Source organism: Chlorogloeopsis fritschii PCC 6912, from assembly GCF_000317285.1.
Classification (GTDB): domain Bacteria; phylum Cyanobacteriota; class Cyanobacteriia; order Cyanobacteriales; family Nostocaceae; genus Chlorogloeopsis; species Chlorogloeopsis fritschii.
Genome location: NZ_AJLN01000152.1, coordinates 71,133 through 85,344, shown reverse-complemented (window position 1 = coordinate 85,344; position 14,212 = coordinate 71,133). Strand labels below are relative to the sequence as shown.

The 14,212-nt window shown below is 41.3% G+C and carries 15 protein-coding genes and 2 pseudogenes; 10 read left to right on the top strand and 7 right to left on the bottom strand.

The window, feature by feature from the left end; genetic code table 11:
- The first annotated feature begins 221 nt into the window (after positions 1–221).
- On the top strand, positions 222–1,664 hold the full coding sequence (locus tag UYC_RS0133950; protein ID WP_016876837.1) for a hypothetical protein: 1,443 nt from the start codon (positions 222–224) through the stop codon (positions 1,662–1,664).
- A gap of 27 nt (positions 1,665–1,691) precedes the next feature.
- Here the strand turns inward: UYC_RS0133950 and UYC_RS38445 are convergent, their stop codons facing one another.
- On the bottom strand, positions 1,692–1,835 hold the full coding sequence (locus UYC_RS38445) for a hypothetical protein (protein ID WP_157171300.1): 144 nt from the start codon (positions 1,833–1,835) through the stop codon (positions 1,692–1,694).
- A gap of 659 nt (positions 1,836–2,494) precedes the next feature.
- Between UYC_RS38445 and UYC_RS0133940 the strand changes: the two genes are divergently transcribed.
- Both UYC_RS0133940 and UYC_RS0133935 read left to right on the top strand, forming a co-directional pair.
- Positions 2,495–2,725: an addiction module protein gene (locus UYC_RS0133940; RefSeq protein ID WP_016876835.1), complete on the top strand. Its 231-nt coding sequence runs from the start codon at positions 2,495–2,497 to the stop codon at positions 2,723–2,725.
- Complete coding sequence (locus tag UYC_RS0133935) at positions 2,722–3,063, top strand: type II toxin-antitoxin system RelE/ParE family toxin (protein WP_016876834.1); 342 nt, start codon at positions 2,722–2,724, stop codon at positions 3,061–3,063. Before UYC_RS0133940 ends, UYC_RS0133935 begins: the two co-directional genes overlap by 4 nt.
- Before the next feature lie 275 nt (positions 3,064–3,338).
- Here UYC_RS0133935 and UYC_RS0133930 read toward each other — a convergent pair whose 3' ends face one another.
- Both UYC_RS0133930 and UYC_RS0133925 read right to left on the bottom strand, forming a co-directional pair.
- Positions 3,339–5,543 (bottom strand): single-stranded-DNA-specific exonuclease RecJ, encoded by a 2,205-nt coding sequence (locus tag UYC_RS0133930; RefSeq protein ID WP_016876833.1) that lies wholly within the window; start codon positions 5,541–5,543, stop codon positions 3,339–3,341.
- Positions 5,544–5,697: 154 nt separating this feature from the next.
- A complete protein-coding gene (locus UYC_RS0133925) occupies positions 5,698–6,123 on the bottom strand; it encodes a hypothetical protein (protein WP_016876832.1) in 426 nt (141 codons plus the stop codon).
- 379 nt (positions 6,124–6,502) lie between these two features.
- On the opposite strand from UYC_RS0133925, the pseudogene UYC_RS39765 reads away from it, so the two are divergent.
- Positions 6,503–7,150: pseudogene (locus UYC_RS39765) on the top strand (methyltransferase family protein); the annotation flags it as partial.
- Positions 7,151–7,177: 27 nt separating this feature from the next.
- Here the strand turns inward: UYC_RS39765 and UYC_RS39760 are convergent.
- Positions 7,178–7,511, bottom strand: a pseudogene (locus tag UYC_RS39760) (transposase); the annotation flags it as partial.
- Positions 7,512–7,574: 63 nt separating this feature from the next.
- The gene (locus tag UYC_RS0133915; RefSeq protein WP_016876830.1) at positions 7,575–9,401 is read right to left on the bottom strand and encodes a response regulator; all 1,827 of its coding nucleotides are present in this window, start codon (positions 9,399–9,401) and stop codon (positions 7,575–7,577) included.
- A gap of 288 nt (positions 9,402–9,689) precedes the next feature.
- Between UYC_RS0133915 and UYC_RS40110 the strand changes: the two genes are divergently transcribed.
- From UYC_RS40110 to UYC_RS0133890, 6 genes are all read left to right on the top strand, one after another.
- Positions 9,690–9,824 (top strand): hypothetical protein, encoded by a 135-nt coding sequence (locus tag UYC_RS40110; protein WP_016876829.1) that lies wholly within the window; start codon positions 9,690–9,692, stop codon positions 9,822–9,824.
- A 32-nt stretch (positions 9,825–9,856) separates the two neighbouring features.
- On the top strand, positions 9,857–10,048 hold the full coding sequence (locus UYC_RS0133905) for an ATP-binding cassette domain-containing protein (protein ID WP_016876828.1): 192 nt from the start codon (positions 9,857–9,859) through the stop codon (positions 10,046–10,048).
- Between the two features lie 109 nt (positions 10,049–10,157).
- The gene (locus UYC_RS40500) at positions 10,158–10,283 is read left to right on the top strand and encodes a hypothetical protein (RefSeq protein WP_412093827.1); all 126 of its coding nucleotides are present in this window, start codon (positions 10,158–10,160) and stop codon (positions 10,281–10,283) included.
- A 435-nt stretch (positions 10,284–10,718) separates the two neighbouring features.
- Positions 10,719–11,645 (top strand): DUF2382 domain-containing protein, encoded by a 927-nt coding sequence (locus UYC_RS0133900; RefSeq protein ID WP_016876827.1) that lies wholly within the window; start codon positions 10,719–10,721, stop codon positions 11,643–11,645.
- 133 nt (positions 11,646–11,778) lie between these two features.
- Positions 11,779–12,006 carry a WGxxGxxG family protein gene (locus UYC_RS0133895; protein ID WP_016876826.1) on the top strand — a complete coding sequence of 76 codons (228 nt, stop codon included), beginning with the start codon at positions 11,779–11,781 and terminating at the stop codon, positions 12,004–12,006.
- A 171-nt stretch (positions 12,007–12,177) separates the two neighbouring features.
- Positions 12,178–12,837 (top strand): hypothetical protein, encoded by a 660-nt coding sequence (locus UYC_RS0133890; protein ID WP_235083016.1) that lies wholly within the window; start codon positions 12,178–12,180, stop codon positions 12,835–12,837.
- A 60-nt stretch (positions 12,838–12,897) separates the two neighbouring features.
- Here UYC_RS0133890 and UYC_RS0133885 read toward each other — a convergent pair whose 3' ends face one another.
- Together UYC_RS0133885 and UYC_RS0133880 are read right to left on the bottom strand one after the other, a co-directional pair.
- Positions 12,898–13,584, bottom strand: coding sequence for a BON domain-containing protein (locus UYC_RS0133885; RefSeq protein WP_016876824.1), 687 nt, complete (start codon positions 13,582–13,584; stop codon positions 12,898–12,900).
- 198 nt (positions 13,585–13,782) lie between these two features.
- Positions 13,783–14,133, bottom strand: a complete 351-nt coding sequence (locus UYC_RS0133880) for a hypothetical protein (RefSeq protein ID WP_016876823.1) — start codon at positions 14,131–14,133, stop codon at positions 13,783–13,785.
- Between the last annotated feature and the right edge of the window lie 79 nt (positions 14,134–14,212).

Below are 14,212 nucleotides of genomic sequence, written 5' to 3'. Positions count from 1 at the left end.
ATCAGCCTGCGGAGTGATTCACCCCAAAGCATAGACGAAATAGGTTTAAAATGCTGAGTGTCGTAATACCAATTCGCTAAATAACCGCTAAACAGTGCTTCGCAGTTCCCCAAAGGAGACTGAAATCTCCAAAACAGTTATCAGTTTTAGTTTCCATACTTTGCAAATTAATCTAACGACAGTAGAGAGAACCGTAGTCAAATTGGAGACCACAGAGAGCGATGCAATCTTCCTCACTCAAACTAACAATTGTAGATGTTGCGGCATCATTTGGCAGGAAACCAGGTTACATCACTGGTCTTGATTCGGCAACCGTGGCTCTACAATCACTCGGTAGCTATCTTAAGGGTAAGGATTTTCCTTCTGGAGGCATGGCTCCGTCAGTTAAAACTTTTGCTGCAGAAGTCGGCAGTCATCTTGCCAAATCGATTTCTCAAGGTCTCTCAACTTGGGGAGGCTGGATAAATGCATCCCCCCAAAAAGTAGTCGATCAAGTGCGGGCAGAAACGATGTCCCACTGGGTCATCAGTCAATATCCCCGTCAACAACAATATCCTGCTGTCATGATTGGGTCATCAAATGGGGCTGCGGTACATTTAGGAGCAGCATTGGGAATTCCCTGGTTGCCCCAGACGCTTTTATTTTGTTTTCAACATGCTGCCGATCCAGACGATCCCAGATCCGTATTAGAGTCGTCAAGGGAACTCGCGCGACGGTTACTCAACAACAATCCTGACCTTGCCATTTATCAAATGCACGATCCCAATCAGGATCGCATTAAGGTTCCCCGTGTAGGCTACTTCCGTTTGAAAAGACTCCGGCTTGGTAAAGCATACAAGCAGTTCTTAACTGAGAATCTAGCACCAGGTGCAACGATATTTTTACTGGAGAGCCAGAATACTTGGCTTGCAACTCGTGTTCAAGAGCGTCATCTGTTTCAGTTTGGGGGCAAAGGTGGTTTAACCCCGCAAGAGTATTTTCAAGATAGCCAAAAAATTAGGGACTTCTTAAAGCAAAATAAATCGAATCACCAGCGCTGGAATCCACCAGATCCAGATGGTTGGTTTCCAGAGTCGGAATGGGGATTTGATCCAACCCTGCGCCAAGATGTAGAAGACTTTGCCCGTGAGCACAATTTTCGGGTTTGCCACATTGTTTTCGATTATCCACAGGATTTAAGTTTTCTAGTGGCGGATCTCTATCGATGGTGGTACGAGCAACGAGGCTTACCGAGCAATCGATTATTTGTTGAATCGTTTGTGTATCTACAACCGTGGTGGACGTTACGCCTGGGACTCGTTCCCTACTGGATAGTGTTTAACGATCAAACCTCTGCCGATCGACTCAGTAACTATCTCGATGGAACCAAACCTTTTGACGAAATCTATTTAACCCTATTTTCTAATGGCATTCGTTCACTGGGGCTGGCTTCGATTGAACAATGGCGATCGCTCCTAAATCGAGCACACAAGCATGGACAGTTCTTGGGCGTGAATGAACAAACTTACCCAAATGATTTAGCTTCCTTTATTCGTCACTATACAGATATGAAGAATCTGGATGGACGTTATCCCATGCCAAAGGCATTATCACTTGAACAATTAGACACTTTTTTAACGCAAGCAGGTAGGCGATACCCGGTTCAATGGGTTAGAAAAAATTGAAAAAAATGTATTTAAAAATAAAGTTAATTAGGTAAAAGTTTGACTGTTAGCCTGTTTTCCAGAGCAATTACGCGGAGCGCAGATGAAGGCACAGGCTTCAAACTGCTGGACTAACGTAACTATAGTTTCATCGATTTGGTAAAAGTGAGTTTTAGCCTTATCAAGTGCCATATGTGTGTCCTATATTAAACTAGCACAGTAGCTTCCCCACAAGAATTTTGGTTGATTTGAGTGTACGAGTTAGAAAACCTTTAGCTTACCTTCAGCTTGAACAGAATATGTCTACAAGGATCAACTAGCTCTATACTTAATCATATACAATTTGTAATTTTCGTCCAAAGTGATACTTTTATCAAAACTATTTAGTTGATAAATGCTGATAGGAGAATTAATAAATTCAGTCATTAAAGCTTTAACATATTTTTTTCTAGAATTGCTAGAACTATAATTAATTACCAACAATACATCTTGAGCATTTTGCTTAGAAAATTTCTCTACCGTTTCCACAAGCTCTTTAGGATTTACTTCTTTCCTTTTATTATCCCAAACTATAAAAGTACCAAATTTATTAGTTGGCTTAGTCGAACATACTCTTTATAAAGGTAGTCTAGTCGTTGCTCAGGACTCATATTTACTTTCGAGAGGTACTCGTCTAACCTAGAAAATTTGAATTCGCAATCATACAGAATATATCAAAACCTGACAAAGTCTTAAAGTAGCGTATCTAGTCACACAGCACAGTCCCTGATGCTGGTGACTGCTTCATCAAGCTCTACTCACATCAGATTTTGCTACAATTTTGCTTAGAATTTAGCTTTCTGCGAGGGATTATGCGGTCAATTGAGCAACTGACGGAAGAAATACTGTCCTTGCCGAGCGCATCAAGAGCGCTTCTTGCAGACAAGTTGGTAGAAAGCTTGGAGTTCGACACTGATCCAGTAATTCAGACAGTTTGGGTGACTGAAGCCAAGCGCCGGAGAGATGAGGTGCGAAATGGCTCTGTTCAACCAATTTCAGGTGAAGATGCTTTAGCGCAAGTCAGACGGCTGATTGAGCCATGAGGTATGTATTTCATCCTGAAGCGCTGAATGAATACGCTGAGGCTGTTCAATACTACACAGAGCAGCGAGTTGAGCTGGCTCAAGCGTTCATAAACGCAATTGAGGATACAGTCTATCGGATCAGGGAAACTCCAACCCGGTATGCTGCGATTGATATTGATAAATTTGAAGAACATCCCAGATTTTCTATCACAAGGGGTGACAAAAAAGCCACCGATGAATTTGAGAGAACAAATAAGAAGTTGACGAATCAAATTCTAGTTCGTTTCTTCTGGGTGTTGTTCAGTCTAGTTGTGTCTTCCTCAGTTAAGTCTGTAGTGAAATATATTTCCTGGTGAGCTTCAGGCTAACACTTCACGGCAGCGGACGGATGAAAGTTACTTGTGAGGTCGCGAGGTTACCCACCGTCACTGCGTTTTGCCGTTAGGTCTCGCGCTTGCTTATCAGCAGGTCTCACTCTTGGCATCTATGGTCACACTTCTTCCCTTTGGTGACGGTGCCGCCGTGCTGCTCTCATGCTGGCTAGTCGCGCCGCTTGTTACACGCTGGTACTGAATTATGGTGATAACATTGAGTGAATATTATCTTTCTAAATAAACTCAAATACCAATTTCTAATCGCGTAACTTTTCTGCCAACCTACCTAAAGCCTCAAGAGCAGCCTGAATAATGCTGTCATACTGGGGTTGAGTAACATCAATCTCTTGTGCGTTCTCACGATGAGTTCCCAATAAACCAATATGATGTCCTTGCAAAACAGCTAAGACTTTGCCTTCAGGGTTTTTAATTCTTAATTCTGGTAAAGAACCATTTTGATAAATGCCACAGGTATATTGACGCTGGTTATGTTCAAAACTGGTTTTGATGGGAGTAGGGGCAGAGGCAAAAAATAGCTGCGATCGCTCTGGTAGTCTAACGCCAAGCAATTCCAATTCAATAGTTGTGTTGCCATTAAAATTGTTTTCTCGCAATTTATAAGCAATATCCACTCGTTTTGGTAAAGGAAAATAGTCACGCCACCGCCAAGCGATCGCTTTAATTTGAAATTGTAAATCATCGATAGTTTGAGCAACTGTCAGCTTAAGGTGTCCTTTGCCAACGATTTGCTGTTCGATAACTTGCACATTAGGAGTCCAAAAAACAGGATCGGGGTTGTCAATTCCACAGGGTTCTAAAGCGTGCAGCTGTTGATAAAGTTGTCGATCAATTTGATTGAGGTTGGCTTGAACGTCTATTTTGAGTAGTGGTTTGAGATGCTGAAGTTCAAGACATTGGTTGGCGAATTTTCCTAAACGCGATCGCAGTGCTGCCAAATTTTCAGCTGGTAAAGAAAATCCACCAGCGGCTTTATGCCCGCCAAATTTGCCGAGCAAGTCTTGGCAATATTCCAAAGCTGCGAATACGTGAAACTCTGGTATTCCTCGTGCCGAACCGCGAATATGATTGTCATCTTCATAGGTGCCAATAAACACAGGCACACCGTAGCGTTCTACCAACCGCGAAGCAACAATCCCAATTACGCCGTGGTGCCAGTTGGGTTGAACTACAACCAAAACACGATTTTGCTGTAGAGATGCCACATATTCTGTTTCAACTAATGCGATCGCTTCTTGTTCAATTTGCTCGCACATCTGCTGGCGATGCAAATTAATTGCTTCGCACCGCATAGCTCTTTCCAGCGCTATCCCCATATCATCCGTAGTTAGTAGTTCAATCACAATTTGAGGATCGCCAATTCTACCAATAGCATTAATGCGCGGCCCCAAACGAAAGCCAATATCTTCCGGCTTTAATGATTTTGCTGAAGACGCAGATACCGTGTTAGAAGACGCAGTAACGCGGTGAGTGGGAGACGCGGAGAAATTATCAAAAATATTCCCCGTTAAGAGTTCCCCGTTCCTCCGATCAGAAGTTCGGAGGAAACCTCCGCTCAGAGTTCTCTCTGTTCCCTGCCTTGACTGCACCCCAGACATTTGAATTAACGCCTGCACTCCCGGCAATTTTGATTGGGGTAATTCCTGCAAACCGCGTTTTACCCAACGGCGATTTACCCCAGTTAAAGGAGCTAAGTCGGCAATGGTTCCTAATGTAAATAGTTCCAGCAGTGGCTTGATAATGCCGCTATTAGTTTTACCTAACTGTTGTGCTAGAGACACCGCCAAAATGTAGGCAACACCAACACCTGCCACACCGCGATAAAGTGAAGATTCTGGTAGTAATTTAGGATTGAGGATGGCGTTGGCTGGAGGTAAATTTTGAGGAATGTCGTGGTGATCGGTGACAATTACCCTTAAACCGAGTTCTCTAGCTCTAGCTATGGGTTCAACAGCAGAAATACCATTATCAACAGTGAGGACTAATCCCACACCTTCACTCTTGAATTCTTCAACAATGCGTTTATTAATGCCATAGCCTTCATGCATCCGACTGGGAATAGCGTAATCTACCTCAGCACCCAACCAACGCAAACAACGTAACAATAAAGCAGTACTAGTCATGCCATCTGCATCATAGTCTCCACAAATGGCGATTTTTTCTTTACGGGTAACGCTATCTTGCAACAATTCCAAACTGACTGCCAGATCTGGAAATTCCTCTAATGGCGAAGGCAAGTTTACAGATTCTGGATCTAAAAAAGCTTGTGCTGCCAGAGGCGTATCAATACCCCGATTAATTAATAATTGATTAACGAGAGGCGATAAATTTGTCGCCTCGACCAAATTTTGTGCTAATTCTATTTTTTGTGGGTAAATCTGCCAACGCTGGTTGGGCAAGCGCCGACGGGTTTTCACTGGTGCAATCGGAGTTTGGTCTAGCACAGTTAGAGTTATAAGTAAAAATTGGGGCGCTGTTATCTTCGCCCATACATAAAAATTCTTCAATTAATAACTTATAACTTATAACTACTGTACGAGCAGGTTCAACAAATAAATTATCGTCTTAATCGAAATAAACTTGCCCTGCTTCTAACTTTCACAGCATATTCACCCTACCATCATCAAGGATATAAATTGCGCGATCGCCTGGAGCATACCAAGTTGGACGAAATTCCACTCGCAAAGTAGCAAAGTTCGCCTTGGAGACAGTCGCTTTGAGTGGCAATCCAGCCTCATTCCAAAACAAAAGAGAGATATTTGGCTCTGTACCATCTCCCTGCTCTAACTGTAATTTTTCTCCAGGTTGGAGAGTAATTGGACTGGTAGTATATGGCTTCTGTAATTTTACGGTATTATAAGTATTGTTTACAACTTCCAGTATAATATTTTGCCCAGGCTTAAATTGAATGGGACGGGGGCCGCATTTGGAAGCACAAGTACCAGCCAGTGTAGGACTGGAATACTTAGCTGATGCGAGAAGTAGGAATGTTGCGATTAAGGTGGCGGAGACGAACTTAGACATAGAATAGAGACTTATGCTTGTGAGCTAGGAAGTGTGAATTTTGATACTTTAGCCTAACATTACAAACTGTAATTTGTGTAGATTTGATGTAAATAAAGTTACCTAATATTTGAGATATAATTCCTCAGTAGCTTGGTAGCACAAACAGCAATGTGCGATCGCAGCAATTAATGTTTGAAACTTACGGCTGCAATTTGTTTGTGTGAAAATAGTCTCAGCCTGTTTATCGATCTTCAACTTCCGGTCTAAATATAAGTACTTAAACAGAATTAATTACACACATTCTTTTGCTGTTCCCTGTTCCCCCAACCCTGTCTGCACGAATGAATTTAATTTTGCACAACTACTTACATAGTTCATTGCGAAGGAGCTTGTATTCATGTCAGTGTTCCTGAAACCTATGGGATTGATTTTCGCCTTACTGGCTGTTATCGCTGTTTTGATTGTCATTCCAGCTGCACAATTTGGAGTTGCAGGAAACTGGAGAGTAGTCTTTTTATCAATCAGCTACTTTGTTTTCTTTTTGGGAACGGTTTGGCGAGTTGTTCGATATGGTAAACTAGCAAGTCGTCAAGATGATCGCCAAGTTCAAGCTACTTCTGGACGCGTAGCTTCGCTAATTACTGTTGTTGGGTTACTGAGCGTACACTGGCTAACGCTATACACCTTTTCAGTTCAAAACCAGACTTTGAATACAGCAGTTGATCTATGTTTAACTGTAACTGCTATTGTCCTGATTTGTGCTGCAATTATTGTTAGTCAGGTTGCCATCAAAACTTTAGGAAAATTCTTTGACCGTCTTACGATTAAATCAGATCATCACTTAGTGACTGAGGGTATTTATAGTTTAATTAGACATCCCATCTACACGAGTTACATTCTTCTTTTTCTCGGCTTTTGCATTATGTTACAGAGCTTATGGAGTTCTGGATTATTGTTAATAGTCTGTGTTATTTGGTTTGGTAACCGCATTGCAATTGAAGAGCAGATGTTAGAAGAACGCTTCGGTGAGGAATATCAATCTTATTGTCAGCAAACCAAGCGTTTATTTCCATACGGTAGATTGTCCGGAACGCCCCAAATCTTGTCGCAGTTGATGACGTACTTGGTCATGAATTTTCTGCCAAATGCCCTTGCGCTGCCATTTCTGGAAGTAACCATACACCGTTGTGTAAGGAGGAAGGTCACTCGGTGTGCATTTCCCACTGACATCCGGTACGTTGCACGTAGAAAATGGCATTCAAAATTTCTCGTAAATCTACTTCTACAGGATGCCCAAATCCCTTGGGTGTAAGTAAAAGAGGCTTAAGAATTAACCATTCGGCATCGCTTCAGTCACTTGGGTAGGGTTTGCGGTGCGGATTTTCTATCGCAGGTAGACGGCTCATCGACAACAACATAACTACACTCGATTTAGCCTATAACTTGAGTAAAGCCAGATTCAGTCTTCTTTAGGTTTTTTTACTAATCAGCTCTAAACGTTTGAAGATGCGAGTGATTAATTTTGCTCCCTCTATTGGTTTGCTGATACAATCATCAGCTCCAGCTGCAAATATCCGATCAACAGTATCTGCTGTGACATGGGCAGTAAGAAACAGTACTGGTAGTTTGCTCCAGTAGGGGTCATTACGTACCACTTGACATAATTCAATTCCATTTACATGAGGCATTTTTATATCTAGCACCAGTAAATCAGGGGAAAACTCTGTCAGGGTTTCCCAGAAGCGACGCGGATCTTCAAGAGTTGTCAGCTTAATTCCCCAAGGTTCTAGTAAATTCCATATAAGAGTTAACACCTGTGGATCGTCATCTACAACCATTACTCTGGTTTTAGAAACACTTATTGATTGAATCGTCTGGATAACTAGCTCTAACATTTGTTTAGGAGGCATGGACTTATGTAAAAAACTACGCCCGCCTGCTCGCGCTACTTCTAAACGCTCGGCAAAATTACTTCGATCGGTGAAAACTAGTACTGGTATTGGCGGTGTTCGGTTGGACAATTCTGTTAATAACTTCAAACTATCCTTAACCTCATCAGAACAATCAAGATCGAGTAGCACCACATCAGGACTTGAGGATTCTATAGCACTCCTAGCATCAGCAGTATTAATAGCAATGTCTATATGCATTCCCTGTGTCGCAGCCTCTTTTACTAACTGCTCAACTACTTGGCGATCGCCGCTCACTATCAACAGCATCTTCTGCCGTTGTTCACTCAAAATTTGCTCATCAGTCGTCGTTTTTTCTAGCTCCCGTTGTAACTCCGTCACGAGTTCACAAAGATGTTGAGACTGAACTTGATTAATTGGCGTTTGACTCTGAAGTATACTCTCTATTTTTTCAGCCAATAGCGATCCACGAGCAAAACCAAAACTTCCTAACGAACCCGCCAGCTTGTGAGCTTCTTGCTCTGCGTTTTGTTGCAGCCCAGAGTTGAGCGTACCTTCTTTAAGGGCATTACTTGCTTGCTCCAGCACAGTAATACGCGAACCAACCTTAGCTTGAAAATCTTCCCGTGCTTTGGCAACAGCTGCCGAAAAAATTTCTTGCTGCGTTGGAGTTGGCTCTTCTTTGCTTTCCTGAGACTTTTGCTTTTTGGCATCAGGCTTGAGGCGATAACCCAATCCATAAACCGTTTCTATAAAATTATAGGGTGCGCCTGCTGCTTTGAGTTTCTGCCGCAAACTTTTAATGTGAGATTTAATAGTGTCATCTGCTGGTGGATCTGTATCAGCACCCCAAAGGTGATCTACGATCGCGCTGCGGCTAAAAGTGCGTTGGTTATTGCGTAAAAAAAGCTCCAAAATACTATATTCCTTGGCTGTTATATGCAAAACGTTGCCTGCATAAGTCACCTCACAACTACTAGGATCGAGGCGTAAGTTTCCCCATTCTAAAACCGGAGGTAAGGAAGAATTTCCCCGACGTCCTAACGCGCGAATTCGAGCTGACAACTCCCCAAAGTCAAAGGGTTTAACAACATAGTCATCTGCTCCAGCATCTAAACCCATAACTTTATCAGTTCTACTATCTTTTGCCGTTAGCAGTAGAATTGGCATCTTATAGCCTTCTTGTCGTAGTTGCCGACAAAGGCTAATACCATCTAACTTGGGTAAGATGACATCTAACAAAATTAAGTCATAGTTGCAAACAGTCACCAACTCCCAACCAGCTTCACCGTCAGCAGCAATATCCACTACATAATTTTGCTTGCTCAGAACAGCCGCCACCGCTTGAGCAAGCGAATCATCGTCCTCCACCAAAAGAATTCTCATGAAAAATGTTTACTTGCAGAAGTAACCTAATAGCGAATGCTAGTTTGTACAAATTTATTTTGCCTGGATTAGAGCTAGAAAAAATCTATCAAAGGCAATGCCTAGCCAAAGGGTTCGCATTGATCAACCAGTAACCCCCTAAATAAGATTCGTCTTTTTATTGCAGCAATCGTAGCAGGATTTGTTCACGCAGTAATTGAGGCAACAACCTTTATTATCTTCAGCACAGAAACTTTCAACGTTGCTGTCTGGGCTGCAATTGGAAATACTATCACTGACGGTCTAATTATGGGTGCGATTCTGTTGGTTTTAATAATGCCACACCTTTACGGTAGGGTTGAGCGCTACTTTGGCTTCGCACCTCGTGGCAAAGAACGGAATAGAGAGCAAAAACGCACTCGCAACGCCGCTCGTGTAAGTTAGGATTGCCCAGTTTTTTAGCAAAGGAGTAAGGAATGTCGATAGTAAACGCAAAAGATTTTACATTCACCTACCCAGCAGCTGATGAAACTACCATTGACGGTATTTCCTTTGAGATGAAGCAGGGAGAGGTTATTGGAATTATAGGGCCTCTCGGAGCTGGGAAGACAACGCTATGCATGGCGATCGCTGCCACTCTGGCGATAGATCCCCAGCTACTCAGATGATAATAAAGCGATCGCAAACATAAATATCCAGATCCGTGCAGGTGAAGTTCATGCGATCGTTGGTCACAATGGTGCAGGTAAGACGACCGTAGTCAAGCACATTGCAGGGTTGTTAAAATCTACCACAGGTAAAGTCACGGTTTGCAATACAGACATGCGAGATAAAAGTGTCCATACCAAAAATTCCAAGTCCAATCGCCGCCGTCAACATTCAAGATGCTCTTTGGTGTTTTAAAAGTTTTCTAGAATTAGTTCTTGGGTTTATTTGTCCATTGCTAAAGTACACATGCCTGAATAAATTTTGTCGAGTTTAAAGTCTATTTCTTAAGTGGTACTTTTTATGAAAATTCCTAATTTCCACAAGTTTTCCACTTTTGCTAGCTAACTTAGACTTATATCTTCAAACTTTCGAGTGGAGCATTCATATTTAGGTATTCGTCTAGTTGAGTTAACCCTTGATCTTGGCAGGAAACCAACCAAAGTAAGTTTGGTTTCAAGGTAAATCAAAACCGAGGAGTTTTGATTGTAGAAGTGACTCCAAACTCTTCTGTGACGTGTCGTGCTCACCGCTATGCGAGCACAAATGATTTAGCTTGAATGTAAAAATTAGCTTGACACTTGGAATATGCGATAGATATTGAGTTGATGAGAATACAGGAAGAATTACAAAATGGTTCTTTACAAACTTGAGGAATTTGACCCAAACTATCAACACTCTTTTGGTAGTGAGGACATCAAGGGTTATGATGTCTATTCAGATAGAGATAATGAAAAAGTCGGCACCATTCAAAATATATTAGTTGACGAGTCAGGTCATTTTCGGTATTTGGTCATTGACACTGGTTTTTGGATCTTTGGCAAGCAAGTATTACTACCAGTTGGTCGCACCCGAATTGATCAAGGCGATCGCCGCGTTTATGCTGTAGGGTTTACCAAAGAGCAAGCAGAAGATTTGCCTGAATTCAGTGAAGACTTGAGAATTGATTACGATTATGAAGAGCGAGTGCGGGAAGTTTATCGCACTGAGCCTTTAGAGGCATCAACACCTTTAGAGACATCGGCTCCTTTAGATGCACCTGTAGCGCCCACACCTTACAAAGCACCTGAACCAGAAGCTACTCCGGTTGCAGCTAGAAAGGTTGATTATGATCGCAATGCATACACCTACCAACAAGAACCGGATTTATATGAGATGAATGAGCGGGATCATCAAACGCTCAAACTGTACGAAGAACGGCTGGTTGCTAATAAAACCCGCCACAAGGCTGGAGAAGTAACAATTGGTAAACACGTTGAAACAGAAACAGAACGAGTTTCAGTACCAGTAGAAAAAGAGCGAGTTGTGATTGAGCGAGTGACTCCAGAAAATACTGGCAAACCTGTTTCTCCTGGGGAAGTTACTTTCCGCTCTGGAGAAGTTGCACATATGGATATCTACGAAGAGAAGCCAGATATTCACAAAGAAGCTGTCGTGCGTGAAGAAGTCAGAATCAAGAAACAAGTGGAGCAAGAAATGGTTAGCTCAGAAGAACAAGTTCGTCGAGAAGAGCTAGATATAGATACCGAAGGCCGTCCGATTGTAGATAAAAATAGGTGACGAATTCTTAAATCACACATTCTGTGGTTTTAGATAAATGCAATTTGGCTTCGATATTACTTCACGAATGATAGGAAAATTTAATCATGCTACGTGCTAATTTTTTCAAAATGATTGGAGTTACACTCTCACATTGTCCACGGCAATTATACCCTTAACTCTTCCTGCTACGGCTCAAGTTGAACCCGGAGTTGGAGAACCATATGAACAGATAGAAATTTATGAAGATGATGATTTCGATTGGGGTAGGCTGGGATTAATTAGTTTGGTTGGTTTATTTGGTTTGGCTGGAAAAAGCCGTCGCCAAGAGCCAACTGCTTATCGTGAACCTAGTACAGTCCGTACTGAATATAGAGATTAGCACCTCCCAGTTTATTATTCTAGAAATTGATTTTTGGGATGTTTCCATAGTTTGGAAACAATGCTGCGAGTTCTAATATGTCATCACCAAAAGAAAGCCTTAGCTGACCTAAGGCTTTCAATTCTAAATAGGAGGTTTATACAAGGTTTAAATCAAATCAATCACAATGTTATGAAAAAAATCATTCACTTAGGTTTAATTAGCATTTTAATAGCATTAAATATAATAGGCTTTGGGGATTTAAAGTTGCAAGCATTTTATGCCAAATCCTGTAATTGGGCAGACATTAATTGTCATTCGTATATCAAGGATCTGACTGAAGAAGCATGGGGTCAGGCAGGTGCAATAGCATATCCAGCAGCAGCTCAATGGATGCGTACTAGCAATGCTACTAGTCAATACTTAGATAAGACACAGAAACGATATTTGCGAACCTATTTTGGAGATTTAGTTGACCGTGTTGTGGTCATCTATAATGCCCAATTGATGGATGACTGGTTGTATGCTGAATTCAAAATAGATATTGGTCAGGTTGATTCTATTGCTCAAACCTATTGCAAACGTATTTATGTTAAAGATTCATACAAACTTGGTGATTTTGATCAGCTTAAACTGTTAGCTCATGAGCTTACACACTCTAGGCAGTGTGAGCAATTAGGTGGTGCAGATAAGTTTGGATACTATTATTTCAGGGAGTTTAAAAAGGCTGGTCAGAGGTACGAAAAGAATAAACTGGAAAAAGAGGCTAATAAATATGAGGAACAATTTGCAGGGTGGCTTTCTAATCAACTAGCGAACAATCAAGGCAGTATCGAAGCAATGATAAATTGATAATTCTAGCTTTGGAAGTCAATCGTAGAAAAAACAATTAACAATATACTCTGTTTAAGGTTAGAGTGTATATTCAACTATCTGCCGAATGATAAGCTTATCTACTACCATAATGACTCCTGTGGTACGGGAAACTGTGTTATGTACTGCTCGCCATGCTGCCCAATTAGAAACAAAACCTGATAGGGAAACTCTACCATTCTCTACTATTACGTTTACATCCCCAGTTTCTACATCCATGTTGTGTTCCAAGGCATTCCCAATACATTTTGCAATCTCCTCATCTTGAGCTTCCTGAGTAGGTACAATTGCTAGTTCATTAACAACATCAATAACCCCAGTGATCGCATAGGCAGTTTTTTGTGCCTGAAATTTCTTCCAAAAAGCATCTACTATGCCTTGGAGAGTGAGAAAGCCCCCAATAACGCTGACATTAATCTTACTAGTATCAATTTCTGGATTCTCAGTCAGAGCATTCGTCACCTTTAATGCGATTTCTTCATCTGTAGGGAGAGGAGTCATCGGTGGATAATGCACCTGTAGTTGATTATCTATTTCAATTTTTCCAACTACTTCTTTTACATCGTCCTCGACAATACGTTTGGCTCTATAGTTTGACACTTTACCTTTGAGGGTTATTTTGCAATTCTCAACTATTACATTAACTTCAGCTGCGTTCACACGCTTGTCCCAGCAAAGTTTATCCATGACTATAGTTTTAAGTTTCTCGTCTGTCGTTACAGTCATAAATACACCTGTTTGTTGTTTTCTGTACAGCAATAGTGATAGCAAATTGCACAACTAATACATCTTGGATCAGATTGTGCACTCAAGTAAAACTGCTATGAAGTAAAGATGAAAGTAGGTAAAATAAAGGTTTAGTCTGTAAACTCGACTCTGCGATCGCTCATTGTGAGTGACACCGACTCTAGTTACAACAAGGCTCTAGATCAGACCTAAAACTAAGTGGATTCCGACAGCCTTACCCATTGCAACTATCCGCTGACAAGTAGATTCAAAGAGGGATTTCAGCTCTTTCTCTCCTATTAAATCAGTACTATTTTTGAATACTACGGCAATATGAGGTATTGGTTCAGCGGCTATATTATTGTAGTTGTCAATATTCACAACCTTTACACTTTTAAGCATTGTGTAGCGTTTATTTAATTCATCTTCTAACAGACAAACAGCCAACAGAGCTGAATTTAGATCTTGGAAATTTGGACGCCACAACCAAGGAGTATCTTTCCCAAACTTTGGAAAAGAATTGTAATTATTCTGGATGATTTTTACCATGAAAGCATTTATCCTGAAGCTAAAACTTTGACAGAAGAACTATGTTTCTGCCTATTAAGTGTGTAACAACTAACAACTG